This window comes from Sinomonas atrocyanea (assembly GCF_030811715.1).
GTDB lineage: Bacteria > Actinomycetota > Actinomycetes > Actinomycetales > Micrococcaceae > Sinomonas > Sinomonas atrocyanea_A.
In genome coordinates this window covers 532764-559555 of the sequence record NZ_JAUSRH010000003.1, presented here as the reverse complement: position 1 = coordinate 559555, position 26792 = coordinate 532764, and the positions used below count along the sequence as shown (strand labels likewise).

At 72.7% G+C, this 26792-nt stretch carries 24 protein-coding genes; 14 read left to right on the top strand and 10 right to left on the bottom strand.

Translation table 11 applies throughout. From position 1 onward, the window contains the following. Nucleotides 1–142: 142 nt before the first annotated feature. Entirely contained in the window at nucleotides 143–1045 is a 903-nt protein-coding gene (gene ypfJ, locus J2W21_RS08060; protein ID WP_307113957.1) for a KPN_02809 family neutral zinc metallopeptidase, read from the bottom strand. Between the two features lie 65 nt (nucleotides 1046–1110). Here ypfJ and J2W21_RS08055 point away from each other — a divergent pair, with 65 nt between their 5' ends. After that, nucleotides 1111–2520, top strand: coding sequence for a class I adenylate-forming enzyme family protein (locus J2W21_RS08055; RefSeq protein ID WP_307113956.1), 1410 nt, complete (start codon nucleotides 1111–1113; stop codon nucleotides 2518–2520). Further along, nucleotides 2501–3715, top strand: coding sequence for a thiolase family protein (locus tag J2W21_RS08050; protein WP_307113955.1), 1215 nt, complete (start codon nucleotides 2501–2503; stop codon nucleotides 3713–3715). Before J2W21_RS08055 ends, J2W21_RS08050 begins: the two co-directional genes overlap by 20 nt. A gap of 35 nt (nucleotides 3716–3750) precedes the next feature. Here the strand turns inward: J2W21_RS08050 and J2W21_RS08045 are convergent, their stop codons facing one another. The 3 genes from J2W21_RS08045 to J2W21_RS08035 form a co-directional block, all read right to left on the bottom strand. Beyond that, nucleotides 3751–4371, bottom strand: coding sequence for an energy-coupling factor transporter transmembrane component T family protein (locus tag J2W21_RS08045; RefSeq protein WP_307113954.1), 621 nt, complete (start codon nucleotides 4369–4371; stop codon nucleotides 3751–3753). Further along, on the bottom strand, nucleotides 4371–5162 hold the full coding sequence (locus J2W21_RS08040; protein WP_307113953.1) for an energy-coupling factor ABC transporter ATP-binding protein: 792 nt from the start codon (nucleotides 5160–5162) through the stop codon (nucleotides 4371–4373). Before J2W21_RS08040 ends, J2W21_RS08045 begins: the two co-directional genes overlap by 1 nt. Before the next feature lie 222 nt (nucleotides 5163–5384). Continuing rightward, a complete protein-coding gene (locus tag J2W21_RS08035; protein WP_307113952.1) occupies nucleotides 5385–6434 on the bottom strand; it encodes a zinc-binding dehydrogenase in 1050 nt (349 codons plus the stop codon). 133 nt (nucleotides 6435–6567) lie between these two features. Between J2W21_RS08035 and J2W21_RS08030 the strand changes: the two genes are divergently transcribed. The 5 genes from J2W21_RS08030 (at nucleotide 6568) to J2W21_RS08010 (ending at nucleotide 14970) form a co-directional block, all read left to right on the top strand. Beyond that, complete coding sequence (locus tag J2W21_RS08030; protein WP_307113951.1) at nucleotides 6568–8226, top strand: RecQ family ATP-dependent DNA helicase; 1659 nt, start codon at nucleotides 6568–6570, stop codon at nucleotides 8224–8226. Nucleotides 8227–8333: 107 nt separating this feature from the next. Then, nucleotides 8334–11576: a formate dehydrogenase gene (fdh, locus tag J2W21_RS08025; protein WP_307113950.1), complete on the top strand. Its 3243-nt coding sequence runs from the start codon at nucleotides 8334–8336 to the stop codon at nucleotides 11574–11576. Next, nucleotides 11573–12391: a 4Fe-4S dicluster domain-containing protein gene (locus J2W21_RS08020; RefSeq protein ID WP_307113949.1), complete on the top strand. Its 819-nt coding sequence runs from the start codon at nucleotides 11573–11575 to the stop codon at nucleotides 12389–12391. Before fdh ends, J2W21_RS08020 begins: the two co-directional genes overlap by 4 nt. Next, nucleotides 12388–13326 carry an NrfD/PsrC family molybdoenzyme membrane anchor subunit gene (nrfD, locus tag J2W21_RS08015; RefSeq protein ID WP_307113948.1) on the top strand — a complete coding sequence of 313 codons (939 nt, stop codon included), beginning with the start codon at nucleotides 12388–12390 and terminating at the stop codon, nucleotides 13324–13326. Before J2W21_RS08020 ends, nrfD begins: the two co-directional genes overlap by 4 nt. Before the next feature lie 42 nt (nucleotides 13327–13368). Then, the gene (locus tag J2W21_RS08010) at nucleotides 13369–14970 is read left to right on the top strand and encodes an ABC-F family ATP-binding cassette domain-containing protein (RefSeq protein WP_307113947.1); all 1602 of its coding nucleotides are present in this window, start codon (nucleotides 13369–13371) and stop codon (nucleotides 14968–14970) included. A 33-nt stretch (nucleotides 14971–15003) separates the two neighbouring features. On the opposite strand, the gene J2W21_RS08005 is transcribed toward J2W21_RS08010, so the two are convergent. Genes J2W21_RS08005 through J2W21_RS07990 form a run of 4 tightly spaced genes read right to left on the bottom strand, consistent with a single transcriptional unit; the run spans nucleotide 15004 to nucleotide 17124 of the window. Further along, on the bottom strand, nucleotides 15004–15492 hold the full coding sequence (locus J2W21_RS08005) for a YbaK/EbsC family protein (protein WP_307113946.1): 489 nt from the start codon (nucleotides 15490–15492) through the stop codon (nucleotides 15004–15006). Further along, nucleotides 15492–16379 (bottom strand): SURF1 family cytochrome oxidase biogenesis protein, encoded by an 888-nt coding sequence (locus J2W21_RS08000; RefSeq protein ID WP_307113945.1) that lies wholly within the window; start codon nucleotides 16377–16379, stop codon nucleotides 15492–15494. Before J2W21_RS08000 ends, J2W21_RS08005 begins: the two co-directional genes overlap by 1 nt. Further along, complete coding sequence (locus J2W21_RS07995) at nucleotides 16364–16618, bottom strand: hypothetical protein (protein ID WP_307113944.1); 255 nt, start codon at nucleotides 16616–16618, stop codon at nucleotides 16364–16366. The genes J2W21_RS08000 and J2W21_RS07995 overlap by 16 nt, the downstream gene beginning before the upstream one ends. Next, nucleotides 16615–17124: a DUF3099 domain-containing protein gene (locus J2W21_RS07990; RefSeq protein ID WP_307113943.1), complete on the bottom strand. Its 510-nt coding sequence runs from the start codon at nucleotides 17122–17124 to the stop codon at nucleotides 16615–16617. The genes J2W21_RS07995 and J2W21_RS07990 overlap by 4 nt, the downstream gene beginning before the upstream one ends. A 116-nt stretch (nucleotides 17125–17240) precedes the next feature. Between J2W21_RS07990 and J2W21_RS07985 the strand changes: the two genes are divergently transcribed. Together J2W21_RS07985 and J2W21_RS07980 are read left to right on the top strand one after the other, a co-directional pair. Further along, nucleotides 17241–17966, top strand: coding sequence for a beta-ketoacyl-ACP reductase (locus J2W21_RS07985; RefSeq protein WP_307113942.1), 726 nt, complete (start codon nucleotides 17241–17243; stop codon nucleotides 17964–17966). Nucleotides 17967–18121: 155 nt separating this feature from the next. Further along, nucleotides 18122–18865 carry an SDR family oxidoreductase gene (locus tag J2W21_RS07980; RefSeq protein WP_307113941.1) on the top strand — a complete coding sequence of 248 codons (744 nt, stop codon included), beginning with the start codon at nucleotides 18122–18124 and terminating at the stop codon, nucleotides 18863–18865. Nucleotides 18866–18993: 128 nt separating this feature from the next. Here the strand turns inward: J2W21_RS07980 and serB are convergent, their stop codons facing one another. After that, entirely contained in the window at nucleotides 18994–19875 is an 882-nt protein-coding gene (gene serB / locus J2W21_RS07975; protein ID WP_307113940.1) for a phosphoserine phosphatase SerB, read from the bottom strand. 89 nt (nucleotides 19876–19964) lie between these two features. Here serB and J2W21_RS07970 point away from each other — a divergent pair, with 89 nt between their 5' ends. From J2W21_RS07970 to J2W21_RS07950, 5 genes are all read left to right on the top strand, one after another. Beyond that, nucleotides 19965–20804, top strand: coding sequence for an ABC transporter ATP-binding protein (locus tag J2W21_RS07970; RefSeq protein ID WP_307113939.1), 840 nt, complete (start codon nucleotides 19965–19967; stop codon nucleotides 20802–20804). Further along, the gene (locus tag J2W21_RS07965) at nucleotides 20804–21601 is read left to right on the top strand and encodes a sulfite exporter TauE/SafE family protein (RefSeq protein WP_307113989.1); all 798 of its coding nucleotides are present in this window, start codon (nucleotides 20804–20806) and stop codon (nucleotides 21599–21601) included. The genes J2W21_RS07970 and J2W21_RS07965 overlap by 1 nt, the downstream gene beginning before the upstream one ends. After that, nucleotides 21594–22427, top strand: coding sequence for a TrmH family RNA methyltransferase (locus tag J2W21_RS07960; protein WP_307113938.1), 834 nt, complete (start codon nucleotides 21594–21596; stop codon nucleotides 22425–22427). Before J2W21_RS07965 ends, J2W21_RS07960 begins: the two co-directional genes overlap by 8 nt. A gap of 90 nt (nucleotides 22428–22517) precedes the next feature. Beyond that, a complete protein-coding gene (locus J2W21_RS07955) occupies nucleotides 22518–22775 on the top strand; it encodes a type B 50S ribosomal protein L31 (RefSeq protein WP_307113937.1) in 258 nt (85 codons plus the stop codon). A gap of 112 nt (nucleotides 22776–22887) precedes the next feature. Further along, complete coding sequence (locus tag J2W21_RS07950; RefSeq protein WP_307113936.1) at nucleotides 22888–23946, top strand: lipoate--protein ligase family protein; 1059 nt, start codon at nucleotides 22888–22890, stop codon at nucleotides 23944–23946. Nucleotides 23947–24051: 105 nt separating this feature from the next. On the opposite strand, the gene pepN is transcribed toward J2W21_RS07950, so the two are convergent. Beyond that, nucleotides 24052–26691: an aminopeptidase N gene (pepN, locus tag J2W21_RS07945; RefSeq protein WP_307113935.1), complete on the bottom strand. Its 2640-nt coding sequence runs from the start codon at nucleotides 26689–26691 to the stop codon at nucleotides 24052–24054. Between the last annotated feature and the right edge of the window lie 101 nt (nucleotides 26692–26792).

Sequence of the window (26792 nt, the reverse complement as noted above, 5' to 3'; positions counted from 1 at the left end):
CCCTGTGGGGCCGGCCTTGAAAATAGGCGGGGGGGGGGGGGGCGCGGGCCCCCCCCCCCCCCCCCGGCCGGGGGGGCGCCCCCCCCCCCCCCCCGGCGCCCCCCCCCCCCCCGCCGTCGTGCTTCCAGCCGGGGGAAGGGCCCTAGACGCGGCCGGTGAGGGTGTTGCACTGCTTGAGGTCCCCGCCGCTGAAGCCGCGCATGAACCAGGTCTGGCGCTGCTGGCTCGTCCCGTGCGTGTAGCTCTCGGGATTCACCCGCCCCGTCGCGGACTTCTGGATCCGGTCGTCGCCGACGGAGGCCGCGGCGGAGAGCGCGTCCTGGACGTCCTGCTGGGTGATCTTCGCCAGGTACGGCTTTCCCGTGGCCGGGTCGTCGGTGGTGCTCGCGTAGTGCGCCCACATGCCGGCGAGGCAGTCCGCCTGGAGCTCGACGCGCACGCTGCCGGACTCGGGCCCCTGCGGGTCCTTCTGGGCGTAGCCGAGGGTGCCGACGAGGTCCTGGACGTGGTGCCCGAACTCGTGGGCCACCACGTACTCCTGCGCCAGAGGTCCTCCCGAGGACCCGAACCGGGTCACGAGCTCGTCGAAGAAGCCCGGGTCGAAGTACGCGGTGACGTCCCCGGAGCAGTAGAACGGGCCGACCTCCGTCGTCGCGGGACCGCACGCGGTCGAGGTCCGGCCGCTGAACACGACCGCCTTCGGCCGGGTGTACCTGACGCCCTGCGAGGGCAGGTAGCCCGCCCAGAAGGCGTTGACGCTGTTGACCGTCCCGACGATGCGGCAGTCCAGCCGCTGCGCCGCGTCGGCCCCGGTGCGGCACTGGCTCGTCCCGGCACTGGCCGGGCCGGTGGCCGTCCCGGACTGGCCGGAGCCGCCGGTCAGGTCGCCGAGGAGTCCGGGATTCACTCCCAGGAGGGTCAGCGCGAGCACGAGGAGGGCCCCGCCCACGCCGCCGCCGATCAGGGGCCCCCGGCCCAGTCCGCCGCCGCCGCGCCGGTCCTCGACTTGGGACGGATCCAGCTGGCTGCCTTCGTTGAAGCTCATGGACCTACGCTAGCCGGACCGTCATGATCAGGGGTGCACCGCCGGTGCGCCGATAGAATTTCCCCATGCCCTTTCTGGACCGGCTCGCGCGGTGGGCCGCCGAGAAGCCGCATGAGCCCGCGGTCGTGTGCGGGCGCGAACGGCTCTCGTGGGCGGAGCTGCACGCAGCAGCCGCGGCGCTCGCCGCCTCGGGGGAACCCACGGGGGTGCTGCGGGCGCCCAACGGCGTGGACTTCGCGGTGCGCTGGGCGGCCGGCGTGGCCGGAGAACGCGAGTGCGCGGTGCTCGACCCGGCCTGGCCGGACGAGCTGGCCCGGGACGTCGAGGAGCGCCTCGCCGGCCGGTGGGGCGCCCCGCCCCGCCGTCGCCTCGAGCCCGCCGGGCTCGCGGACGGCAGCGGCGCCTCGAGCTTCCTCGTGGGCCTCACCTCGGGCACGACGAGCGTGCCGAAGGGCTTCAGCCGCTCCCGCGCGTCGTGGGCCCGCTCCTTCGCCGCCTCGACCGCGGCGTTCGGCCTCACTCCCGGCGACCGTGTCCTCGCCCCCGGTCCGCTCTCGGCCAGCCTGAACCTCTACACGCTCTCGGAATGCCTGTGGGCCGGAGCTGCGTTCCACACCCTCCCCGCGTTCGACGTGGGCGACGCGCACGCGGAGATCACCCTGCGCGGCATCACGCGCCTCGTCCTCGTGCCGACCATGCTCCGCGTCCTCGCCGAGCGCGGCCTGGCCGGGGACGTCGACGCGAGCGGGATCAGCGCCGTGGTGTGCTCGGGCCAGAAGCTCGACCGCCGCACCCTCGAGGCGGTGCGCCGCTGGGCCCCGCGGGCCATCGTGTGGGAGTACTACGGCGCCTCCGAGCTGAGCTTCGTCGCCTCGAGCCGCCACGATCCCGGCACGGCCGGGACCGAGGTGGGGACCGGCGTCGGCCGCGCCTTCGAGGGCGTCGAGCTGGCCATCCTCGACGACGCCGGCGGGCCCGTCCCCGACGGCGAGACCGGCAACATCTGCGTGCGCAGCCCGCTCGTCTCCGACGGCTACGTGTGGGGCGACGACGGGAAGGCGTTCACCCGGCTCGGCGGCTGGTACACCGTGCGCGACCAGGGCTTCCTCGCCGACGGCGAGCTCCACGTCCTCGGCCGCACCCAGGACATGGTCAACACCGGTGGCCACAACGTCTACCCGCACGAGGTCGAGGCCGCTCTGGCCATGATCCCGGGCGTCGCGGAGGTCGTCGTCGCGGGGCTCCCGGACGACGTCCGCGGCCAGCGCATCGTCGCCGGGATCGTGCCGGCGCACGCCGGCCTGTGCCAGCTCCAGCTCCGCGCGGGACTCGAGGGCCGGCTCGCCCCGGCGAAGCGGCCGCTCGAGTACGTCGAGCTGGAGGCCCTGCCCGTCACCGAGCGCGGCAAGCTGTCCAGGACCGAGTTCCAGCGGTGGGTGCTCGAGGGGGACCGGCGTGCCCGCCGCCTGGCCTAGCCCGGCCGGCGCCCCGCTCGTCGTCGAAGGCCTGCGGACGCCGCTGGCCCGGTCGGGGACGGCGCTCGCCGGGGTATCCGTCCACGGGCTCCTCGCCCCCGTACTCTCCGCCCTCGTGGACCGGGCCGGGGCGGCCGCCGAGCACCTCGCCGACGTCGTGATCGGCAACGCGGCCGGCGGCGGCGGCAACCTCGCCCGCCTCGCCGCGCTCACCGCCGGACTGCCGGAGCGGCTCCCCGGCATCACCGTGGACCGGCAGTGCGGCTCGGGCCTCGACGCGATCGTGCTCGCCTGCCGGCTCGCGCAGGCCGGTGCAGGGCCCGCCTACCTCGCCGGGGGAGCGGAATCGGTCACGACCGCCCCGGTGCGCGCACGGCGCGGCGCGGATGGTTCCCTCGAGTTCTACCGGCGCGCCCAGCACGCTCCCGAGGTCCCGGGCACCGCAGAGCCCTCCGACCCGGACATGGGGTTCGCTGCCGAGACGGTGGCCCGCGAAGGCGGCATCAGCCGGGAACGCCAGGACGCCTTCGCGCTGCGCAGCCACGCCCGCGCGCTCCGGGCCGCGGCATCCGGCGCGTTCGACGGCGAGCTGGTCCCCGTCCGCGTTCCCGGCACCGAGGACTGGGTCGCGGCGGACAACGGCCCGAGGGCCCGGCTCGACGCCCGGCTGCTCGCCCGGTTCCCGGCGGCGTTCGTGCCGGGCGGGACGGTGACGGCCGGCAACTCCTGCTCCGACGCCGACGGCGCCGCGGCCGCGCTCGTCGTCAGCTCGGGCTGCGGTGCCCGCCCGCGCCCCGGCCGGGCGGCCCTGGCGTTCCTCGGGGCCGAGACCGCGGGGGTCGACCCGCGCCGCCTCGGCCTCGGCGCCGCGGCCGCCGCCGAGCGGCTCCTGGCCGTGCACGGCGTGCCGGCCGGGGCCGTCGCCGCGATCGAGTTCAACGAGGCCTTCGCGGGCCAGGTCCTGGCGTGCACCGACCGGCTCGGGCTCACCGGGGAGGACCTCGACCGGGTGCTGAACACCGATGGCGGGGCGCTGGCCCTCGGGCACGCCTACGGCGCCTCGGGAGCGGTCTCCGTGGTCCGGCTCCTGGCCCGTGCCCAGCAGCTGCCAGGCGGGGCGCTGTGCCTGGCGATGATCAGCTCCGCAGGGGGCATCGGCACCGCCGCACTCTTCGCGGTCGTGCGCACTCCGTGACGGAGCCGGCTCCTGACAGCCCGTCCCGACGGCCCTCAGTCGTCGCCGAGTCCCCGGGCCGCCAGCGCGTCGCCGGTGCGCCGGGCATAGGCGACGGCGGCGAGCACCACGGGGACCGTCCGCGCGCGCACGCTGCGTTCGAGCCCGCGGGCGCGGGCGGCGTCGCCCACCTCCGCGAACGATCCGGCCAGGACGGGGATGCTGCGCACCATGATCGCGATCGCGAGGGCGAACCTCTCGGGATCGGCACCCAGGCGCCGGAAAGGCCGCGCCAGGGAGGCGACGGCGTCGAGCAGGTCCTGCAGCGGCACGGTCGCGGTGAGCAGGCCCGCCGCCACGAAGCACAGGAGCAGGTTGGCCACGATCCGGCCGGCCATAGCCGGGCCCTGCTGCCACCACTGGAAGGCGAACAGCACGGCGGCGAGGGGCAGCACGAGCCGCCAGGAGGCCGCGAGCCGGCGGACGCCCAGGCCGGCCGAGAGCCAGGCGAGGATCACGGCCGCCAGCGCGGCACAGGAGGCGCGCCAGTCCAGCAGCACGAAGCTCGCCGCGCCGGCTGCGACCACCGCGGCGAACTTGGCCCACAGCGGGGTGCGGTGGAGCCAGGAGTCGCCGTGGACGTAGCCCGCGAGGAGCCCGGCGGCGGGGCGGCGCATCAGGAGCGTCCCCGCGTGGGCCCGGCTGGCGCGGCAGACGTGGCCGGCGCCTCGAGGCACAGCTGGCGGTAGAAGGGGACGGCGGCCGCCGGGGCGCCGTCGAACGCGATCCGCCCGTCCTCTACCACCAGCACGCGGTCCGCGTCCGCCGCGAGCTCGAGGTCGTGGGTGGAGAGGATGACCTGCTCGTCGAGGGAGGCCAGAGTGCGACGCAGCAGCTCGCGGTTGCGCAGGTCGAGCAGGGTCGAGGGCTCGTCCAGGACGAGCACCTCCGGCCCGACCGCGAGGACCGCCGCGAGCGCCATGAGCTGGCGCTCGCCCCCGGAGAGCTCGTGCACGCTCTGGTCCGCGAGCGGCCCGAGGCCGAAGCGGTCCAGCACCTCCTGCGCGGCCGTGGCCCGCTCCGCCCGGCGCGGATGGCGGCGCCGCAGGGAGAGCTCGACGTCCTCCCGTCCCGTGGGCATGACGAGCTGCGAGAGCGGGTCGGTGAACACGAACCCGACCCGCTGGCGCACCGCACGGGCGTCGTGGACGGTGTCGAGGCCGTGCACCGCCACGGAGCCCGAGCTGGGGGCGACGAGCCCGTTGAGCAGGCGCAGGAGGGTGGACTTGCCAGAGCCGTTGGCCCCGATGACGGCGACCCGCGTCTCCGTGAGGGAAAGGTCGACGCCCTCGAGGAGGACCTTGTGGGCGGGAGCGCCCGGCGGTGGATCGTCGACGGGCACGACGACGCTGACGTCGGTGAGCTCGATCCCGCTCGGAGCGCCGTGGCCGGCGCGCTGGGTCAGCATGGCAGTCACTTCACCCGTCGCACGAGGACGTCCGGGAAGGCGCGGTGCACGGCGACCGGGCTGCCCTCTGCGGCCCGTTGCGGGTGCGGCGCCCCGGTCCTCTGATGGCTCATGGTTCCTCCTGGCGGTGGGGACGTGGCTCTGTCAGAAGGCTACGGAGCGGGGGCCCCGGCTGTTTTGTAGACGGCCCACGACCCGTCGCGGCCGGGCCTTGGCGAGTGGCTACAAAGGGCCACCGTGGCCGGGGCGGATCATCGTGATTCCCGCGACGTTCGCCGAGTCGAAGCCGGGAAGCAGGGCGGCGGCCTCGTCGAACCCGATGATCCGCTCGATGAGCTCGTGCGGGCGCAGCGCACCCGAGGCGATCAGGCCGAGCATGCCCGGATAGTCGGCGGCGGCCATGCCGTGGCTGCCGAACACGTCGAGCTCCCAGGCGATCACCCGCTCCATGGGCACACGCGGGTGGCCTTCGACCGGGGGGAGGAGGCCGATCTGGACGTGCCGGCCGCGGCGGGCCAGGCTCAGGATGGCATCGGCGCAGGTCTGCTCGCTGCCGACGGCGTCGAGGGAGACCTGGCTTCCCCCGCCCGTGAGCGCCCGGACCCGGGCCGGCACGTCGGTGCTGTCAGCGACGAGGACCTGGTCCGCGCCGAGCGCTGTGGCCGCCGCGAGCGCTCCCGCGTTCCGGTCGACGGCGATGACCCGGGCACCGAGGGCCTTCGCGATCATGACCGCACTCAGGCCGACGCCGCCTGCCCCCACCACGGTGACCCATTCGCCTGCGGCCACGCGGGCCCGGCTGGTGAGTGCCCGGAAGGCCGTGGCGAACCGGCATCCCAGGCTCGCCGCAGCCTCGAAGCCCACGCCTTCGGGGATCGCGACGAGGTTGGTGTCGGCCGCATGGACGGCGACCCGCTCGGCGAAGGACCCCCAGTGCGTGAAGCCCGGCTGCTCCTGGTCGGGGCAGACCTGGGCGTTTCCCGACAGGCACCACTCGCATCTCCCGCAGCCTTCGACGAAGGGGGCCGTGACCCGGTCGCCGACCGTCCACTTCGTGACACCCGCGCCCACCCGGGCGACGACGCCCGCGAACTCGTGCCCGGGAACGTGGGGGAGCGCCACGTCGTCGTGCCCGGCCCAGGCATGCCAGTCGCTGCGGCACAGCCCGGTGGCGGCCACGGACACGACGACGCCGCCGTCCGGCACCTCGGGCTCGTCCACCTCGCGCACGGCGAGCGGTCCGGCGATGTGGTCCATGACGATCGCGAGCATGGTCCTCCTCGGCTGCAGTGGCGGGCGGCCCTCGGACGGCCGCGTCCGCTCCTGCGGCATCGTCTCACGCCCGGGCACCGCGTTTGCCCCACCACGGCGTTTCCCCGGGCACCGCGTCGGGTAGGGCGACCGGATGGAAGACACCACCGGCGCGCTGCGGCGCATGGCCAGCGAAGCCTTCGGGATCGACACCTGGCGGGAGGGCCAGTTCGAGGCCGTCCGCGCGGCGGCGGAGGGGCGCGACGTCCTGGCCGTCATGCCCACGGGGCACGGCAAGTCTGCGATCTACCAGGTGGCGGGGGCGGCCCTGCCGGGCGTGACCGTGGTGGCCAGCCCGCTCGTCGCCCTGCAGGCCGAGCAGGCCCATGCCCTCGAGGCCTCCCTCGGCGACGGCACCGCCGTCGTGCTCAACTCCACGATCCGGGCACGCGCGGAACGGGCGGCCTGGGCGGCCCTCGCGGACGGCACGGCCCGCTTCGTCTTCCTGGCGCCGGAGCAGCTCGCGCGCGAGGAGACGGTCTCCCGGCTCGCGGACCTCGAGCCGAAGCTGTTCGTCGTGGACGAGGCCCACTGCATCTCCGCGTGGGGACACGACTTCCGCCCCGACTACCTCATGCTCGGGGAGGTGCGTCGCCGGCTGGGCGGCCCCACGGCCATCGCCCTGACGGCCACCGCGTCGCCGCACACGCGCGCCGAGATCATCGACAGGCTCGCCCTGTCCGATCCGCTGGTCCTCCTCCAGAGCTTCGACCGGCCCGAGATCGGGCTGCGGGTCCAGCGGCACGTGAGCGAGGACGCCAAGCGCGCTGCTGTGCTCGACCAGGTCGCCTCGCTCGAGGGCCCCGGCCTCGTGTACGTGGCCACGCGGAGGGGGAGCGAGGAGCTCGCGGCCGCGCTCGCCGACAGGGGCCTCGCTGCGGCCGCCTACCATTCCGGGCGGCCGGCCGCAGAGCGCGCGGCCGTCCACGCGCGCTTCCTCGACGGCAGCGCCGGGGAGCAGCTCGATGTCGTGGTGGCGACGACCGCGTTCGGGATGGGGATCGACAAGCCCGACGTCCGGTACGTGGTCCACGCCGACATCCCGGACTCCTTGGACAGCTACTACCAGGAGATCGGCCGGGCCGGCCGCGACGGAGCCGAAGCCGTCGCGGTCCTGCACTACCGGCCGGAGGACCTCGGCCTCAAGCGGTTCTTCGCGGGCGGCCACGTGCCCCCGGAGCAGGTGGCGAGCGTGTTCGACGCCGTCCGCGCCGAGGGCCCGGTGCGGGCGAGCTCCCTCGGGGAGCGCACGGGCCTGTCGCCCCGCGCCCAGTCACGCATCCTGAACCTCCTCGTGCGCAGCGGCTGCGTCCAGGCCGGGAGATCCGGGTACCGTGCGACGCGGGGCATGGACGCGCAGGACGCCGTCGGGCGGACGCGCGCCGAGGAGGAGTCCCGGCAGCGTGTCGACGCCTCGCGGATCGAGATGGCGCGCGGCTATGCCGAGACCGACGGCTGCCGCCGCCACTGGCTGCTCAACTACTTCGGCGAGGAGGCTCCGGCCTGGTGCGGCCACTGCGACCGCTGCGAAGAGGACGGCAGCAGGGAGCAGGCCCGCGAGCGCGAGGGCAGCGTCCCGGAGGGCTGGTCCATGCAGGATCCCGTCCGCCACCGGGACTGGGGCGCAGGCCTCGTGATGGGAGTCGAGGCCGACAGGATCACGGTGCTCTTCGACTCGGTCGGATACAAGGAGCTCGCGCTCTCGGCCATCGAGGGGGACGAGCGGCTGCTGGTCCACGCCGACCACGCCTGATTGGCTTCGGCTCTGGCCGGGCATGGAGGATGCGGGGCTAGTATGGCTCCCGTGCGCTGCGTGGCGCAGGTCACGCAGCGGCGGCGTCGAGACCGGGAGGGTGTCCCATGGCAAGTCCGCTCGAGTGGCCCGTACTGCGCCAGTTCCTGGAACACGACCCCACGGGCCGGCACCATGCGGCAAAGTCGCGGGCCACCGAGAACCTGCGGGCGCGCACCGACGCGGCAGACCGGGTTGTCAGCTCGGTCTGCCCCTTCTGCGCGGTGGGATGTGCCCAGAAGGTCTACGTCAAGGACGAGAAGGTCATCCAGATCGAGGGCAACCCGGACTCGCCCATCAGCCGCGGGCGGCTGTGCCCCAAGGGCTCGGCCTCGCTCCAGCTGACCACGGGCGACTCCCGCGAGAAGTACGTGCTCTACCGCCGCCCGCACGGGACGGAGTGGGAACGGCTGGATCTCGAGACGGCCATGGACATGGTCGCGCAGCGGGTCGTCGACACCCGCCGGGACACCTGGGAGTGGGAGTCCCAGGGCCGCCGGACGCGTCGCTCCCTCGGCATCGCGAGCCTGGGCGGCGCCACGCTGGACAATGAGGAGAACTACCTCATCAAGAAGCTCTTCACCGCCTTGGGCGTCGTCCAGGTCGAGAACCAGGCACGGGTCTGCCACAGCTCGACCGTGGCCGCCCTCGGAACGAGCTTCGGCCGCGGCGGTTCGACGACCTACCTGCAGGACCTCGCGAACGCCGACTGCATCGTCATCCAGGGCTCCAACTTCGCCGAGGCCCACCCGGTGGGCTTCCAATGGGTCATGGAGGCCAAGGAACGCGGCGCGAAGATCATCCACGTCGACCCGCGGTTCTCCCGCACGAGCGCCATGGCGGACACCTTCGTGCCCCTCCGGGCCGGCAGCGACATCGCCTTCCTCGGCGGTCTCGTCAACTGGGTCCTCGAGCACGACGCCTACTTCCACGACTACGTGGTGGCGTACACCAACGCGGCTACGATCCTCTCGGAGGACTTCCGCGACACCGAGGACCTCGACGGGCTCTTCTCCGGCTTCGACCCCGAGAACCGCGCCTACAACACCGACTCGTGGCAGTACGAGGGCGGCTACGCTGCACCGTCCTCAGGCGAGCGGGACTCCGACTTCCAGGGCGGCAGCACGATGGGCGAGGCCTCGCATGCGCAGTCGCACGGTTCCGGCGGCGCGTCGGTGCAGGGCGAGTGGCGCAGCGACACGACCCTGCAGGACCTGCGCTGTGTGTTCCAGGTCCTCAAGCGCCACTACTCCCGATACACCCCGGAGATGGTGGAGCGGGTGTGCGGCGTGCCGCAGGACCTCTTCCGGGATGTGGCCGAAACGATCACCGCCAACTCGGGCCGGGAGCGCACCACCGCGTTCGCCTATGCCGTCGGCTGGACCCAGCACACCACCGGGACGCAGTACATCCGGACCGCCTCGGTCCTGCAGCTGCTGCTCGGGAACATCGGCCGCCCCGGGGGCGGCATCATGGCACTGCGGGGCCACGCGAGCATCCAGGGCTCGAGTGACATCCCGACCCTCTACGACCTCCTCCCCGGATACCTCCCCAGCCCCCACGCGGAGCACCACCTCGACCTCGACTCCTATATCGAGGCGGACTCGCCGAAGGGCGGCTTCTGGGGCAACTCGCGCTCCTACATGGTCAGCCTGCTGAAGGCCTGGTGGGGGGACGCCGCGACGGCGGAGAACGACTTCTGCTTCGACTACCTGCCGCGCATCACGGGAAGCCACAGCACCTACGACACCGTCAGCGCCCAGCTCGAGGGCACGTGCAAGGGCTATTTCCTCTTCGGCGAGAACCCCGCGGTGGGGTCGGCCAACACGCACCTGCAGCGGATGGGCATGTCGAAGCTCGACTGGCTCGTGGTGCGTGACTTCTCGCTCATCGAGAGCGCGACGTGGTGGAAGGACGGCCCCGAGATCGCCACGGGGGAGCTGCGCACGGAGGACATCGCCACCGAGGTCTTCTTCTTCCCCGCTGCCGCCCACACCGAGAAGGCCGGCAGCTTCACCAACACCAACCGCCTGCTCCAGTGGCGCGACCAGGCCGTCGAGCCCGAGGCCGACCGCAGGAGCGACCTCTGGTTCGTCTGGCATCTGGGCAACCGCGTGCGGGCACTCCTCGACGGGTCGCGGGACGAGGCCGACCGCCCCGTCGCAGATCTCACCTGGGACTATCCGCACGGCGGACCCCAGGACGAGCCTGAGGCGGAGGGCGTGCTCGCAGAGATCAACGGGGCGGGCCCGGACGGCTCGCCGCTCTCTGCCTATACGGAGCTCAAGGACGACGGCTCGACGACTTGCGGGTGCTGGATCTACTGCGGCGTCAGGGCCGACGGCGTCAACCAGGCCGCGCGGCGCAAGCCCCATCAGGAGCAGACCCTCGCGGGCCTCGAATGGGGCTGGGCGTGGCCCGCGAATCGCCGCGAGCTCTACAACCGGGCTTCCGCCGACCCCGAGGGGCGGCCGTGGAGCGAGCGGAAGAAGCTCATCTGGTGGGACGAGGAGGCCGGCAAGTGGACCGGAGGCGACGTCCCCGACTTCGAGCCCACCAAGCCGCCGAGCTACCGTCCGCCGCAGGGCGCCCGCGGGCCCGATGCGCTCTCCGGAACAGATCCGTTCATCATGCAGGCGGACGGGAAGGGCTGGCTGTACGCGCCGGCCGGTCTGGTCGACGGCCCGCTCCCTACGCACTACGAGCCGCAGGAGTCGCCGTTCCAGAATGAGCTCTACGGACAGGGCCGCAACCCGCTGAGGAAGCTCCTGGCGCGCGAGGGCAACCGGTACCACCCCAGCGGCCGCGAGCCCGGCGCCGAGGTGTACCCGTACGTGCTGACGACCTACCGGCTCACGGAGCACTTCACCGCCGGCGCCATGACGCGCTGGCTGCCCTACCTCGCCGAACTCCAGCCGGAGAGCTTCTGCGAGGTGTCCCCGGCGCTCGCGGCCGAACGCGGCCTCACCCACAAGGGCTGGGCCACCCTGGTCTCCGCGCGGGGCGCGATCGAGGCCAGGGTCCTCGTCACCGACCGCATGCGCCCCCTCTCCGTGGGCGGCCGCACTGCGCACCAGATCGGCATGCCCTACCACTGGGGCCCCAACGGGCTGAGCAAGGGGGATGCCATGAACGAGCTCTCCTCCATCGCCATGGATCCCAACGTGCACATCCAGGAGGTCAAGGCCCTCACGGTCGACATCCGGCCCGGCCGCAGGCCCCGCGGCAAGGACCTGCTGGCCCTGATCGAGGAGTACCGCCAGCGCGCAGGCATCGACGAGCACACCGGCATGGAGGGAGTCAGGTCATGAGCGTGACGCAACTGGGGATGCCGGGCGTGGGGGTGCCCCGCAAGGGCTTCTTCACCGACACGAGCCTGTGCATCGGCTGCAAGGCGTGCGAGGTCGCGTGCAAGGAATGGAACCACGTCCCGGCCGACTCCAGCCTCGAGCTGACCGGCGAATCATTCGACAACACCTCCGCCCTCGGCGCCAATACATGGCGCCACGTCGCCTTCATCGAGAAGCAGGTCCCGGCGACTGACCCCGGCGGCCACGACGGGGTCAAGTGGCTCATGTCCTCCGACGTGTGCAAGCACTGCACGCACGCGGCGTGCCTCGACGTCTGCCCCACCGGCGCGCTGTTCCGCACCGAGCACGGAACCGTCGTCGTCCAGCAGGATGTCTGCAACGGCTGCGGCTACTGCGTGTCCGCATGCCCCTACGGGGTGATCGACCAGCGCAAGGACGACGGCAGGGTCTTCAAGTGCACCATGTGCTACGACCGCCTCGAGGTCGGCGAAGAGCCCGCGTGCGCGAAGGCCTGCCCGACCAAGTCCATCCAGTACGGAGAGCTGGACGAACTGCGTGAACGCGCCGACGCCCGCCTCGCGGAGCTGCACGAGCGCGGCGAGGAGAACGCCCAGCTCTACGGGCACGACCCCGACAACGGCGTGGGCGGCGACGGCGCGTTCTTCCTCCTGCTCGACGAGCCCGAGACGTACGGACTCCCGCCGGACCCGATCGTGACCACCCGGGACCTCCCCGCCATGTGGAAGCGCGCCGCCGGAGCGGCCGCGGGCCTCCTCGCCGGCGCCGCCCTCGTGTTCTGGGGAGGGCGCAGATGAGCCCGCGGCGCCGACGCACGGAGGAATTCACCTCCTACTACGGCCGTCCCATCCTCAAGGAGCCCACGTGGGAGGCCCTGGACATCGCCGGCTACATCTTCGCGGGCGGGCTCGCGGGCGCGTCCTCGATCCTGGCGGCGGGTGCGCAGCACACGGATCGGCCCCGCCTCGAGCGTGCAGCGAAGCTCACCGCCCTCACGGCGATCTCGGCCTCCGTCGTCGCGCTCGTGCATGACCTCGGACGCCCGGAGCGCTTCGTCAACATGCTCCGGGTCGCCAAGCCCACCTCGCCCATGAGCGTCGGCTCGTGGATCCTCTCCGCGTACGGGCCGCTCGCGGGCGCGAGCGCGGCGGCCAACGTCCTCGGCGTCTTCCCGCGAGCGGGGAAGGCCGCGGGCCTCGGCGCGGGCATCACCGGCTCGGCGGTGGCGACCTACACCGCGGTGCTCGTCTCCGACACCGCGGTGCCCACCTGGCACGACGCCCACGCCGTCATGCCGTTCGTGTTCGCCGGGTCGGCCGCCGCCTCGGCCGGCGGTGTCGGTGCGGCCCTCTCGCCCCTGGCCGAGGCTGGGCCCGCGCGCAGGATGGCGATCGGCGGCGCGGCGGTCGAGACCGCGATGAGCTTGGCGATGGAGCGCAGCGGCAAGCTCTCCGCGGAGACCTTCCACCAGGGCCGGGCGGCTACCCTGCTGCGGCTGTCGAAGGCGTTCACCGTGGGCGGGGCGGTCGGACTCGCCCTCGGCGGCCGGTCCTCGCGGGCGGTCAGCGCCCTGAGCGGCCTTGCCGTGGCCGCTGGGTCGGCGCTGCTGCGCTTCGGGGTCTTCGAGGCCGGCCGCGCCTCCACCCTCGATCCGAAGTACGTCGTCGTGCCCCAGCGGGAGCGGCTCGCTGCGCGTCAGGAGGAGTCCGCCAAGGCCGATACCATGGGATGAGGCCCAGATCCGGGCCCCATCCCCCGAAAGGCCCCTGCCGAAGTGATCACTGTCTCCAATCTCGAACTGCGCGCCGGCGCACGCCTCCTCATGGACGAGGTGAGCTTCCGGATCGACAAGGGGGACAAGATCGGGCTGGTCGGGCGCAACGGTGCGGGCAAGACGACGCTCACCCGCGTGCTCGCGGGGGAGGGGCTGCCCGCAGCCGGCACGGTGACGCGGGCCGGCGAGATCGGCTACCTCCCGCAGGACCCCCGGACACCGGACATGGAGCAGCTCGCGCGGGACCGCATCCTCTCCGCGCGCGGGCTCGACGTCGTCGTGCGCAAGCTGCGCACCGCCCAGGCAGACATGGCGAGCGACGACGCGGAGGTCCAGCGCAAGGCGATGGCCCGGTACGACCGGCTCGAAGCAGAGTTCCTCGCGGGCGGGGGCTACGCGGCGGAGGCGGAGGCGGCCGCCATCTCGGCGAACCTCGCGCTGCCGGACCGGATCCTCAACCAGCCGCTCAGGACGCTCTCGGGCGGCCAGCGCCGGCGCGTCGAGCTCGCCCGCATCCTCTACTCGGGCGCTGACACCCTGCTCCTCGACGAGCCCACGAACCACCTCGACGCCGACTCGATCGCCTGGCTGCGGGACTTCCTCAAGGCCCACCAGGGCGGCCTCATCGTGATCTCCCACGACGTCGAGCTGCTCGAGGCGACGGTGAACAAGGTGTTCCACCTCGACGCGAACCGCGCGGTGATCGACATCTACAACATGGGCTGGAAGCGCTACCTCGCCCAGCGCGAGACCGATGAGCGCGCCCGCCGGCGCGAGCGCGCCAACGCGGAGAAGAAGGCCCAGGTGCTCCTCGACCAGGCCAACAAGATGCGCGCCAAGGCCACCAAGGCCGTCGCCGCGCAGAACATGGCCAAGCGGGCCGAGCGGCTCCTGGCCGGCGTCGCCGAGGAGCGGGTGGCGGACCGCGTGGCCGCGCTGCGCTTCCCCGAGCCCGCCCCGTGCGGCAAGACGCCGCTCACCGCGGAAGGACTGTCCAAGTCCTACGGCTCGCTGGAGATCTTCACCGACGTCGACCTCGCCGTGGACCGCGGCTCCCGCGTCGTCATCCTCGGACTGAACGGTGCGGGCAAGACCACGCTCCTGCGCATGCTCGCAGGCGTCGACACCCCGGACACCGGTGAGGTCCGGGGTGGGCACGGGCTCAAGGTGGGCTACTACGCGCAGGAGCACGAGACGCTCGACCACGACCGCACGGTCCTGGAGAACATGCGCCGCGCCGCGCCGGACCGCCTCGGCGACGCCGACGTGCGCGGGATCCTCGGCTCGTTCCTGTTCACGGGGGACGATGTCGACAAGCCCGCCGGGGTCCTCTCCGGCGGTGAGAAGACCCGCCTCGCGCTGGCCACGATCGTGGCCTCGAGCGCGAACGTGCTGCTCCTCGACGAGCCGACCAACAACCTCGACCCGGCGAGCCGGCGCGAGATCCTCGGCGCGCTGAAGACGTACAAGGGCGCCGTGGTCATGGTCAGCCACGACGAGGGCGCCGTCGAGGCGCTCAACCCGGAGCGCGTGGTCCTCCTGCCGGACGGCGTCGAGGACCTGTGGAGCGCGGACTACCTGGACCTCATCACCCTCGCCTGAGCCCGCGGTGGTTGAGCGGAGCCGAAACCCGCGCTACCGCACCTCGAGGGCCTGGGCCCCGGTGACCCGCGCGAGGTCCTCGTAGGAGATCGACAGCATCGAGCGGTGGTCTCCGGCGCCGGCCCACAGCGTCGGATACGCGGCGAGGTGCGTGTCGAGGAGCGTGCGCAGCGGCTCCGGATGGCCCACGGGCGCCACGCCGCCGACGCGCTGGCCGGTGTGCGCCAGGACGAAGTCCGGCGAGGCACGGCGGATCCTCCCCGAACCGATCCGCTCGGCGACGAGCCGGGTGTCGACGCGTCCGGCCCCGCTCGCGAGGATCAGCAGCGGGCCGCCGTCGAGCTCGAACACGAGGCTGTTGGCGATCGCCCCGAGCTCGCAGCCGAGCACCCCGGCCGCTGCGGCCGCGGTCGGGACCTCGTCGTCGAACGTCCGCACGGTGTCCGGCAGGCCCGCGGCGGCCAGTGCCGCGCGGACGCGGGCGACGGCGTCCCGGTCGCCGGCCGCGGCCTCGTGCGGCATCAGTGGAAGCCCTGCGCGTCGAGGATCGCGTCCTCTTCGTCCTCGGCCGTGGGCCGGCGCTTCCTGCGGGGTGCGAAGCGTGCGGCGCGCGCGGCCGCCTCGGCGACCTCTGCGGCGGAGGCGTCCTCGGCCTCCGCGGCCTCGGCCGCCGCGTCGATCGCGTCGTTGCGGGCCTGCTGGCGCGCCGCGTAGCCGAAGCCGATGAACATGAGGACCGCGAACGCGAGCCACTGGAGCGCGTAGGAGAGGTGCATGCCCTCGTCCGGCGCCGGCTTGGGCAGCGAGGCGGGGGCCGGCTGGGCCGGGGCGGGATTCTCGCTCGCGAGCAGGCCGTACGCGCCGGTGAGCACGGGGTAGGGGAGCTGCTGGGCGTAGGCGGGCAGGTCGATCGAGGCGAGCTGGCCGTCCGGCGCGCCGCGGTCCAGTGCGGGCTCGCTCGGGCGCAGCCGCACGACGACGGTCGCCTCGCCTGAGGGGGGCGCCGGGATGGAGTCCGGCCGCCCGGCCTCCTTGTTGCCGATGGGCAGCCAGCCGCGGTCCACGATCACTGTCTGGCCGGAGTCGGTCCGGAACGGCACCACCACCTCGTAGCCGGGCTGGCCCGAGTTGGGCCGGTTCCGCACCACCCGGGTCTGGGCCGTGTCGTACGAGCCGTGGAGCGCGACCTGCTTCCATTCGCTGTCCGGGGGCAGGGAGGCGAAATCGGTGGCGGCCTGGGTGAACGGGACGGGCGGCGCGTCGTAGTTCCGGGTGACGAGGTCCACGTTGGCCTTGGCCTCGTCGAGGCGCGCCATCTGCCAGCGGCTCAGGAGCACGCAGGCGATCGCGAACACGATGGCGAGCCCGAGGTAGGTGAGCCATCGCCGGGAGATCAGGAATCGGTACATGGGGAAGATGCTTCCGTCAGCGGCAGGGTCTCGCGCCACAGCAGGCGCGTGCGCAGGTAGTCCTCGAGCCAGTCGCGGTGCTCGGCGCAGGCCAACCAGGTCTTGCGGCGCTCGGGCGTGTGGATCTTGGGGTTGTTCCAGAGCAGGCGCCACAGGGCGGGGGCCCGGCATCCCTTGCGGGAGCAGACCGGCGTCTGGGGGAGGTCGGAGTCGCCCGGCAGGAGGCTGAACAGGCTCATGCGGCGCCGGCCTCCGGGGGCTCGGAGCCGGTCCTGGGCGGGGGCGCGCTGCCGTTCCGGTCCTGTGCGGCCGGCTCCTCGCGGTCGGGATCGTCGTCGACCGTCTCCCCGAGGATCGTCTCGCCGTCCGTCGTCGGCGACGAGCCGGCGCCGTCCTCGGGGCGGCCCGCACCGATCTCGCCGTAGGAGATGTGGTCCATGAGCTCGCTGTCGTACTCCTCGCCCTTGGTCTGGGCGTTGGCGATCACGACGGCGACCCAGGGGAGGAAGACGGCGCCGGCGACGGCGATGAGCTTGAACCAGCCGTCGAGGAAGAACAGGGCCACGATGCAGACCACGCGGATGCCCATCGCCAGCGCATAGCGGACCATGCGCTGGTGCATGTCGACGCTGTGCCCGGGCGCGGCCGAGGTGATGCTGTGGACTTCGGGGGCACCCTCGGCACCGTCCACGGCGTGCTCGCCGTCCCTGTCGCTGGCCGCGCGGCCGTCTCGTTCTCTCGTCATCACACTCCCAAGCAGGCCCCATTCTCCCACCACCGCGTGCACCGGCCAATTTGGCTAGGATGCACCCTGAACCGGCGCCGACCAGCGGCGTCCTCCCTTCTTCCCTAGGAGCGTCAGTGAGCCCGGAAGCACCGTCCCCCCGCAGCGTCCTCGTGACCGGAGGCAATCGGGGCATCGGCCTCGCGATCGCCAAGGCGTTCCTCGCGAACGGCGACAAGGTTGCCGTGACCTACCGGACCGCGGCCGAGCTGCCCGAGGGCATCCTCGGCGTCCAGGCCGACGTGACGGACGAGGCCAGCATCGACGCCGCGTTCAAGGCGGTCGAGGAGGCCCACGGCCCGGTCGAGGTCCTCGTGGCCAACGCGGGTATCACCAAGGACACGCTCCTGCTGCGCATGAGCGAGGAGGACTTCACCTCCGTCCTCGACACCAACCTCACGGGCGCCTTCCGCGTCGTCAAGCGCGCCTCCAAGGGCATGATCCGGCTGCGCAAGGGCCGCGTCATCCTCATCTCCTCGGTCTCCGGGCTGTACGGGGCCCCCGGGCAGATCAACTACTCCGCCTCCAAGGCAGGCCTCGTGGGCCTCGCACGCTCGCTGACCCGCGAGCTCGGCTCCCGCGGGATCACCGCGAACGTCGTGGCCCCGGGCTTCATCAAGACCGACATGACGTCCGAGCTGCCGGAGGAGACCCAGAAGGACTACCTCTCCCGCGTGCCCGCGGGCCGGTTCGCCGACGCCGACGAGGTCGCCAAGGTGGTCCGCTGGATCGCCAGCGACGAGGCCGCGTACATCTCCGGGGCGGTCATCCCCGTGGACGGCGGGCTCGGCATGGGCCACTGAGCCCCCTTCTCGCCGCACGCGTCGCGCGGGCCCGGGCCGTTGTTGGAGGATTCCGACAACGGCCCGGCCGCTTCTGGGCTGGCATGATGGTGCGCAGTCACCGAAAACTTGGCGAGGTCACACAAAGTGGCCGGAGCAGACGAAGGGGAGCACGCATGGGAGTCCTGGACAGCAAGACGGCGATCGTCACGGGGTCGTCGCGGGGGATCGGGGCCGCCACGGCCAAGGTCCTCGCGGGCGAGGGCGCTGCCGTCGTCGTCAACTACCGGCAGAAGGCGCCCCGCGCCAACAAGGTCGTGGCCGAGATCGAGGCCGCGGGCGGCCGCGCGATCGCCGTCGGCGGCGACCTCACCAACGAGGCGGACGTCGACGCCCTGGCCCAGGCCGCGGTGGACGCCTTCGGCTCCCTCGACATCCTGGTCCTCAACGCCTCCGGGGGCATGGAGTCCGGCCTCGGCGAGGACTACGCGCTCCGGCTCAACCGCGACGCCCAGGTGTCGATGCTCAAGGCCGCCGCCGAGCGCATGAAGCCGGGCTCGCGCGTCGTGTTCGTCACGAGCCACCAGGCCCACTTCATCGACTCCGTCCAGACCATGGACGCCTACGAGCCCGTGGCGCGTTCCAAGCGGGCCGGCGAGACCGCGCTGCGCGAGCTCGTGCCGTGGCTCGAGGAGAAGGGGATCACGTTCGTGGTCGTCTCGGGGGACATGATCGAGGGCACCATCACGGCCACGCTCCTCGAGCGCGCGGCCCCCGGGGCGATCGAGTCCCGCCGCGAGGCCGCCGGGAAGCTGTACTCCGTCGAGGAGTTCGGGGCCGAGGTCGCCAAGATGGTCACCGCGGACGTCCCGACGGGCCACACCGAGTACGTGGGCGGCGCCGGGCACTTCCAGGCCTGACCACTCTGGGGGCACCTGCCCCCTCAACCACGCGGACGTGGCTCCTCAACGTGAGGAGTCACGTCCGTCGCGTTGAGGAGCCACGTCCGTCGTGTTGAGGAGTCAGCTCCGTCGCGTTGAGGAGTCGCTCACACCCCCGCCAGGTGGCGCACCACGTCAAGGTAGGGAAGGTCGACGGCGGCGTCGGCCTCCGCGCGGACCTTCGGCTTGGCGTTGAACGCCACCCCGAGGCCGGCGGCCCCGAGCATGTCCAGGTCGTTCGCCCCGTCGCCCACCGCGATGCAGTGCTCGAGCGGGATCCCGTGCTGGCCGGCCCACTCGCGCAGCATCCGCTCCTTCACCGCACGGTCCACCACCTCGCCGAGCACCCGGCCCGTGAGCTTCCCGTCGGCCACCTCGAGCTCGTTGGCGCGCCAGTGGTCCAGCCCCAGGCGCTCGGCGAGCGGGGTGAGGATCTGCTCGAACCCGCCCGAGACCACGCACACGATGTGGCCGCCGGCGTGGAACGCCTCGATCAGCTCCTCGGCACCGAGGGAGAGCACGACGGCGTCCCGAACCTTCGCGATGACGTCTTCCGGGAGGTTCGCGAGGGTCGCGACGCGTGCGTGCAGGCTCTGCGCGAAGTCGAGCTCGCCGCGCATGGCGGCCTCGGTCACTGCGGTGACCTCTTCGCGCTTGCCCGCGTAGTCGGCGAGGAGCTCGATGACCTCCTGCTGGATGAGCGTCGAGTCGACGTCCATGATGAGCAGCTTCCGCTCGGCCTCCCGCAGCCCGACCGGGACGAGCGCCGCGCCGATGCCGAGGCCCGCGAGGGCGCCCCGCGCGGCGGCCGCGTGGCCGGCGTCGAGCTTCACGTCCGCGGTGAGCACCGCGTAGGGGCCGTCCGCGCCCGCCGGGCGCTCGAACGGCCCTACGGCGGCCCCCGCTCCCTCGAGGGCGCGGGCGGCAGCGGCCGCGTCGTCGTCGGTGAGCGTGACGGCATGGAGGACTGCGGCGAAGTGTGCTGGCATAAGCCCTGATTCTACCGAGCGGCGCCGCAGCCCGGGCCGCGTGGGGGCAGTTCGCCGACGGCGAAGTATCTGGACTAGTGTCAGAGGCCATGAGCAATGTTCTCCAGCTGTCTGGGGTCAGCGTCGTCCGCGGGACGAAGAAGCTGCTGGACGGCATCGACTGGCAGGTGAACGAGGGGGAGCGCTGGGTCGTCCTGGGCCCGAACGGCGCCGGCAAGACCACTCTCCTCTCGCTGGCCGCAGCGCGCCTGCACCCGACGAGCGGCCGCGTCGACATCCTCGACGAGACGATGGGCAAGGTCGACGTCTTCGAGCTGCGCCCGCGCATCGGCCTGTCCTCCGCCGCCCTGGCCAACCAGATCCCCGAGGGCGAGAAGGTCCTCAACGTCGTGGTGACCGCCGCGTACGGCGTCACCGGGCGGTGGCTCGAGCGGTACGAGAAGGACGACGAGCGCCGCGCCTTCCGCCTCCTCAACGAGTGGGGCATGGGCCCGCTGCTCGGGCGGGTCTTCGCCTCGCTGTCGGAGGGCGAGCGCAAGCGCGTGCAGATCGCCCGCGCCCTGATGACGGACCCCGAGCTGCTGCTGCTCGACGAGCCCGGAGCGGGCCTCGACCTCGGCGGCCGCGAGGAGCTCGTGTACAAGCTCTCGGACCTCGCGCAGGACGACGCCGCGCCCGTCGTCGTCCTCGTCACGCACCACCTCGAGGAGGTGCCGCCGGGCTTCACCCACGCGCTCCTGCTGCGCGACGGCGCGGTGGTGGCCGCCGGCCCGATCGCCTCGACGCTCACCGAGGAGAACCTCAGCGCGACCTTCGGGCTGCCGCTGGACGTGCGCGCCGCGGACGGCCGCTACACGGCGACGGCCAAGGACGCCGCGGCCACCGAGGGCCTGATGTCCGACGGCACCGCCGCCGCGCCGGGCGCGTGATGGGGTTCTGGGGCGACGTCCTCATCTTCCTCGCGGGCCTGTGGGCCGGCACGATCAACACGATCGTCGGCTCCGGCTCGCTCGTGACGTTCCCGGTCCTCGTGGCCCTCGGCTACAGCCCCGTCAACTCGATCATCTCGAACGCGATGGGCCTGGTAGCCGGGGGCTTCTCAGGTGCCTACGGGTACCGGCGGGAGGCCGTGAGCGCCAAGCGCACCCTCCTCAAGCTCCTGCCGGTCTCGCTCGTGGGCGGCCTGCTCGGCGCGTTCCTGCTCCTGCACCTGCCCGAGAGCGTGTTCGGGTTCGTCGCCCCGGTGCTGATCGTCGTCGCGATCCTGCTCGTCATCTTCCAGCCGCGGCTGTCGGCGTGGGCCAAGTCGCGCCAGGCGCTCGAGCACATCACCCCTGAGCAGGCGGACCTGCAGAAGGTCCCGTTCATCCTCTACCTGCTGGTGTTCCTCATCGGCGTCTACGGGGGCTACTTCACGGCGGCCCAGGGCGTGCTGCTCATGGGCGTGCTGGGCATCTTCTTCCACGGCACCCTCCAGCAGTCCAATGCGATCAAGGTCGTCCTGAGCCTCGTGGTGAACCTCGTCGCCGCCGTGGCCTACCTGCTGTTCGCGTTCGACCGCATCAACTGGATCGTGGTCCTGCTGATCGCGGTCGGGTCGACGCTCGGCGGGTTCCTCGGCGCGGGCATCGGCCGGCGCCTGAAGCCCGCGGTCCTGCGGACGGTGATCGTGATCCTCGGCGTCATCGCTCTCGTGAACCTGCTTGCCAAGCTCGTCAATGCCTGAGACGCCGGCACCGGAGGGGCGGCAGATTGTCCGGCTCGCCTCGGCGGACGATCCGCGCATCGCCGACTACACGAGCCTGACTGACGTCCGGCTGCGCCTGCTGCGCGAGCCGGCCGAGGGCCTCTACATCGCCGAGTCCTCGCGGGTGCTGCGCCGTGCCCTCGCCGCCGGTCACCGGCCGCGCTCGTTCTTTCTCGCCGAGAAGTGGCTCGACGGGCTCGCGGACGTGCTCGCGGCGCACCCGGACGTGCCGGCCTTCGTGGGGGCGCCCGAGCTGCTCGAGGAGATCACCGGCTTCCACCTGCACCGCGGCGCGATGGCCGCGATGCACCGGCCGGCCCCCGTGCCGGTCGCCGAGCTCCTGGCCGGCGCCCACCGGGTCGCCGTGCTCGAGGACATCGTGGACCACACCAACGTCGGGGCGATCTTCCGCTCCGCCGCGGCGCTCGGCGTCGACGCCGTCCTCGTCAGCCCGCGCTGCGGCGACCCCCTCTACCGCCGCAGCATCCGGGTGAGCATGGGCACCGTCTTCCAGGTGCCGTGGGCCCGCCTGGACTCCTGGCCCGGCGGGATCGGGGAGCTCAAGCGGCTCGGCTTCACGGTCGCCGCCCTCGAGCTCGCCGACGACGCGGTGGACCTCGACGAGCTCGCCGCCCGGCGCGTCGACCGGCTCGCGCTCGTGCTCGGCACCGAGGGCGCGGGCATCGCCCCGGAGACGCTCGGCGCCGCCGACCTCGCCGTGAAGATCCCCATGCGCCCGGGCGTCGACTCGCTCAACGTCGCGGCCGCGAGCGCGGTCGCCTTCTGGGAGCTGCGGCCCCGCTGAGCTGGTAGCATTGACTGCTGGCCCTCCAACCGGGAGGGCGTTCACACCTGGCCTCTGGCAAAATCCAGGGGCGTTAGCAAAGGGCCTATTGTGAAGTCTGATATCCACCCGTCGTACGAGTACGTCGTCTTCAACGACCTCGCCTCCGGCAAGAAGTTCCTCACGCGCTCCACGGTCTCCTCGGACAAGACGACCGAGTGGGAGGACGGCAACACCTACCCCGTCATCGACGTCGAGGTCTCCTCCGAGTCGCACCCGTTCTACACGGGCAAGCAGCGCATCATGGACTCGGCCGGCCGTGTCGAGCGCTTCAACGCTCGCTTCAAGAACTTCGGCAAGAAGGCCTGACGCGACTGATTCACCGGTCGCAGGCCCCTGCCACGCGAAGGCGCCGTCCCCCGGGACGGCGCCTTCGTCGTCTCCGGAATTCGCGTCTGCGGAACAGGTCTAGGCTGGAGCCGTGGCTGAGTATCACGGTGAATTCAAGGTCCCGGGCGGCAAGCTCGTGGTTGCGGACCTCGCGGCGGACGACGGCGTCATCACGTGGGCGAGCGTCAACGGGGACTTCTTCCTCGAGCCGGATGAGGCCCTCTCGGACATCAACGAGGCCCTCGTCGGCCTGTCCACGCACGCCCCGAACACGGCCATCAGCGACGCCGTGGCGGAGGCCGTGGGCCCCTCGGCCGTGATGTTCGGGTTCGATCCCGATTCCGTCGCCGTCGCGGTCCGCCGTGCACTCGGCCACGCGACCACCTGGGCGGACCACGACTGGGAAGTCATCCCGCCGAGCACCCTCACCATCACGGAGAACGTGGCCCTGGACGAGGTCCTGACCCGCGAGGTGGGGGAGGGCCGGCGCAACCCGACCCTGCGCCTGTGGGACTGGGACGAGCGGTCCGTGGTGATCGGGACGTTCCAGTCCTACCGCAACGAGGTGGACCCCCAGGGGGTCGAGAAGCACGGCGTGACCGTGGTCCGGCGCATCTCCGGCGGCGGCGCCATGTTCATGGAGGCCGGCAACTGCGTCACCTACTCCCTCTACCTGCCGACCTCGCTCGTGGACGGGCTCTCCTTCGCCGAGTCCTACCCCTTCCTGGACGCCTGGGTCATGGAGGCCCTCGCGAAGGTCGGCGTCTCGGCGTTCTACAAGCCGCTCAACGACATCGCCACCGAGGCGGGCAAGATCGGCGGCGCCGCCCAGAAGCGGCTCGGCAACGGTGCGATGCTCCACCACGTCACCATGAGCTACGACATCGACGCGGCCAAGATGACCGAGGTCCTGCGCATCGGGCGGGAGAAGATCTCGGACAAGGGCATCGCGAGCGCGCAGAAGAGGGTCGACCCGCTCAAGCGGCAGACCGGGATGGACCGCGCGGACCTCTTCGAGGCGATGATGGGCACCTTCGAGGCCCGCTACGGCGCCCGCCGCGTCGTCCTGTCCGAGGACTCGCTCGCGGACGCGCGGGCCCTCGCGGAGCGCAAGTTCGCCACGCACGCGTGGCTGCACCGCGTCCCCTAGGCGAACAGCGGATCCCGTAGGCGGGCACCGCGCGGGGTGGGCCGGGCGGACGACGGCGAGTGGTCGCCGTCGTGCGCCCGGGCGGCTGCTCCTTCCGGCTCGGCGCTAGCCCTTCCGGGAGCGCGCCTGGGCCACGAGGGCGCGGTGCAGGTGGTCCCGGGACTCGGTCACGAGGCGCCGCAGCGCAGCCGGGGCGTCGGCGTGCTCCCCGAGCCACGCGTCGGCGCGTCCGAGCACCGGGTGGTCCTCGGGATCCTGGTCCGCCCCGAGGGACGAGCCGGCAGGAAAGAGGCCGTCGACGAGGCGCGTCGCGATCTCCTGCGACCGCTCCTCCCACACCCGCGTGAGCATCGAGAAGTAGCGGTCCAGGAACGGCAGCCGCAGCTCCTCCGGGCCGAGCATGAAGCCGGCGACCGTGGCGCCGAGCAGGTCGTTGGAGAGCTCGTCGCCGTCCACGGCCGCGCGCCACGCACCCTCCTTGACCTCCGGCACGGGCCGTGCCGCCATGGCGAGCGTGTGCCCCACACGGCCCTTCGCGGTGCAGTCGCGGGCGAGCTCGGCGTCCAGCTCCTCGGCGGTCGCTCGGCCCTGGGCGGCGAGAGCCTGCCACAGGGACCAGCGCAGGTCCTGGTCCACGGCGAGGCCGGGGAGGGTCTCCGCGCCGTCCAGGAGGCCCCGGAGCAGCGCGTGCTGCCCGCCCCCGTGCCTGCTGCCCGCCGCGAGGGCCCGGGCCCACGCGAGCTGCTGGTCGGAGCCCGGCTCGGCGCCCCGCAGCGCGCGGACGACCGCTGCGAGGTAGTCCTCGCGCAGGGCGCCGCGGCCCTCCGGGTGCGTGTACCGCTCGATCGCGGTGCGGGCGTTGTCGAGCACCGTCAGCTGGACGCCGACCGTGGTCTCGGCCGCGCCGAAGCGTTCGACGGCGCGCACGTAGTCCGCTGCGGGCGTCTCCCCGTCGCGCGTCGCGTGCCACAGTGCGGTCCAGGCGAGAGCGCGCGCGAGGGGGTCGGCGATGACCCCGAGGGAGTCCCGGACGGTCTCCTCGGACCGGGCGTCGAGGCGCACCTTGGCGTACGTCAGGTCCTCGTCATTGACGAGGAGGAGGTCGGGGACCGGCAGGCCCTCAAGCTCCGGGACCTCGGTCACGCCTCCCGGCGCGTCGGCCCGCACATCCACCGCGACGCTGGCCGTGCGCTCGATCGCGCCCGAGGCCGTGCGCGAGTAGAGGCCGACCTTGAGCCGGTGGGGCCGCGGCACCTGCGCTCCCGTGACGGGGTCGACGGCGCGCTGGCGGACCGCCACCCTGGTGAGCCGCTCGCCGTCGTGCCCGGACTCGTGCTCGACCATCGGCTCGAGGACCGGCAGCCCGGCCGTCTGCAGCCATGCCGCGGCCCAGTCCTGCAGGGGGCGCCCCGAGGCCCGCTCGAGCGCGCCGAGGAGGTCGCCGAGGGTCGTGTTGCCATAGGCCTGCCGGGCGAAGTACTCGCGGGCGGCGGCCAGGAACGCGTCCTCGCCCACATAAGCCACGAGCTGCTTGAGCACCGAGGCGCCCTTGGCGTAGGTGATCCCGTCGAAGTTCTGCTCCGCGGCCTCGAGGTCGGTGATGTCCGCGACGATGGGGTGGGTCGTGGGCAGCTGGTCCTGGAGGTAGGCCCAGGCCTTGCGCCGGTTGGCGAAGTTCACCCAGGACGTCGTGAACTCCGTGGCGCGGTCCACGGCGAGGGTGCCCATGTACTCGGCGAAGGACTCCTTGAGCCAGAGGTCGTCCCACCAGCGCATGGTCACGAGGTCCCCGAACCACATGTGGGCCATCTCGTGCAGGAGCGTGTTCGCGCGTCCCTCGTACTGCGAGTCGGCGGCGCGCGAGGTGAACACGTACGCCTCCGTGAAGGTCACGAGGCCGGGGTTCTCCATCGCGCCGAGGTTGTACTCGGGCACGAATGCCTGCTCGTACTTGCCCCAGGGATAGGCGGGGGAGAAGACGGAGTGGTAGAAGTCCAGCCCGCGCTTGGTGAGGCCGAAGATGCGCGCGGCGTCGAAGTGCTCGGCGAGGGACGCCCTGCAGTAGGCGGCGAGCGGGACGGTGAGGGTCCCGCCGTCGCGCGTCGTCCCCGTCCAGGCATCCGCCACCCGGTGGTACGGGCCGGCGAGCACCGCCGCGAGGTAGGTGGGCATCGGCGGCGTCGGGGCGAAGTCCCAGCGCGCCGTGGTGGCCTCGTCGTCGAGCGGGACGGCCTCCGCCGTCGCCTCGCCGTTCGCGCTGACCACCCACGACGACGGCGCGAGCACCGTGAACGCGAACCGCGCCTTCAGGTCGGGCTGCTCGAAGTTGGCGAAGTACCGGCGCGCGTCCGCGGGCTCGCACTGGGTGTACAGGTACGTCTGGCCGTCGGCCGGGTCGACGAAGCGGTGGAGGCCCTCGCCGCTGCGCGAGTACCGCGCGTGACCCGTGACCTCCAGGCGGTTGCGCCCGGCGAGGTCGGTGAGCCGGATCCGGGCGCCGTCGTAGGCGGCGGCCGGGTCGAGGGTGCGGCCGTTGAGGACCAGGCGGTCGACGGACTCCCCGAGGAAGTCGGCGAACGTCTCGGCACCAGCCTGGGCGCGGAACTCGATGACGCTCGTGGTCGGGAAGGCCGCCGCTGCGGGATCGGCCGCATGCCGGAGGTCGAGGGTGACGTGGTACGAGTCGACGGCGAGCAGGGCCGCCCGTCCGGCGGCCTCGTCGCGGCTCAGGTTGTGAGTTGGCACACGGCCCATTCAACCACGCTGCGAGCCATGCCCGGCCGGCCGCGAAGCGGCGCGGGAGCGAGCGCGGCCGGCCGGACACGCGGCTGCCGTAGGCCCGATAT

Excerpts from the sequence above, each read along its gene's own strand:
- ypfJ (WP_307113957.1), bottom strand. The coding sequence starts at position 1,045 with ATGAGCTTCAACGAAGGCAGCCAGCTGGATCCGTCCCAAGTCGAGGAC.
- J2W21_RS08055 (WP_307113956.1), top strand. The coding sequence starts at position 1,111 with ATGCCCTTTCTGGACCGGCTCGCGCGGTGGGCCGCCGAGAAGCCGCAT.
- J2W21_RS08045 (WP_307113954.1), bottom strand. The coding sequence starts at position 4,371 with ATGCGCCGCCCCGCCGCCGGGCTCCTCGCGGGCTACGTCCACGGCGAC.
- J2W21_RS08040 (WP_307113953.1), bottom strand. The coding sequence starts at position 5,162 with ATGCTGACCCAGCGCGCCGGCCACGGCGCTCCGAGCGGGATCGAGCTC.
- J2W21_RS08035 (WP_307113952.1), bottom strand. The coding sequence starts at position 6,434 with ATGCTCGCGATCGTCATGGACCACATCGCCGGACCGCTCGCCGTGCGC.
- J2W21_RS08030 (WP_307113951.1), top strand. The coding sequence starts at position 6,568 with ATGGAAGACACCACCGGCGCGCTGCGGCGCATGGCCAGCGAAGCCTTC.
- fdh (WP_307113950.1), top strand. The coding sequence starts at position 8,334 with ATGGCAAGTCCGCTCGAGTGGCCCGTACTGCGCCAGTTCCTGGAACAC.
- J2W21_RS08020 (WP_307113949.1), top strand. The coding sequence starts at position 11,573 with ATGAGCGTGACGCAACTGGGGATGCCGGGCGTGGGGGTGCCCCGCAAG.
- nrfD (WP_307113948.1), top strand. The coding sequence starts at position 12,388 with ATGAGCCCGCGGCGCCGACGCACGGAGGAATTCACCTCCTACTACGGC.
- J2W21_RS08005 (WP_307113946.1), bottom strand. The coding sequence starts at position 15,492 with ATGCCGCACGAGGCCGCGGCCGGCGACCGGGACGCCGTCGCCCGCGTC.
- J2W21_RS08000 (WP_307113945.1), bottom strand. The coding sequence starts at position 16,379 with ATGTACCGATTCCTGATCTCCCGGCGATGGCTCACCTACCTCGGGCTC.
- J2W21_RS07995 (WP_307113944.1), bottom strand. The coding sequence starts at position 16,618 with ATGAGCCTGTTCAGCCTCCTGCCGGGCGACTCCGACCTCCCCCAGACG.
- J2W21_RS07990 (WP_307113943.1), bottom strand. The coding sequence starts at position 17,124 with ATGACGAGAGAACGAGACGGCCGCGCGGCCAGCGACAGGGACGGCGAG.
- J2W21_RS07980 (WP_307113941.1), top strand. The coding sequence starts at position 18,122 with ATGGGAGTCCTGGACAGCAAGACGGCGATCGTCACGGGGTCGTCGCGG.
- serB (WP_307113940.1), bottom strand. The coding sequence starts at position 19,875 with ATGCCAGCACACTTCGCCGCAGTCCTCCATGCCGTCACGCTCACCGAC.
- J2W21_RS07970 (WP_307113939.1), top strand. The coding sequence starts at position 19,965 with ATGAGCAATGTTCTCCAGCTGTCTGGGGTCAGCGTCGTCCGCGGGACG.
- J2W21_RS07965 (WP_307113989.1), top strand. The coding sequence starts at position 20,804 with ATGGGGTTCTGGGGCGACGTCCTCATCTTCCTCGCGGGCCTGTGGGCC.
- J2W21_RS07960 (WP_307113938.1), top strand. The coding sequence starts at position 21,594 with ATGCCTGAGACGCCGGCACCGGAGGGGCGGCAGATTGTCCGGCTCGCC.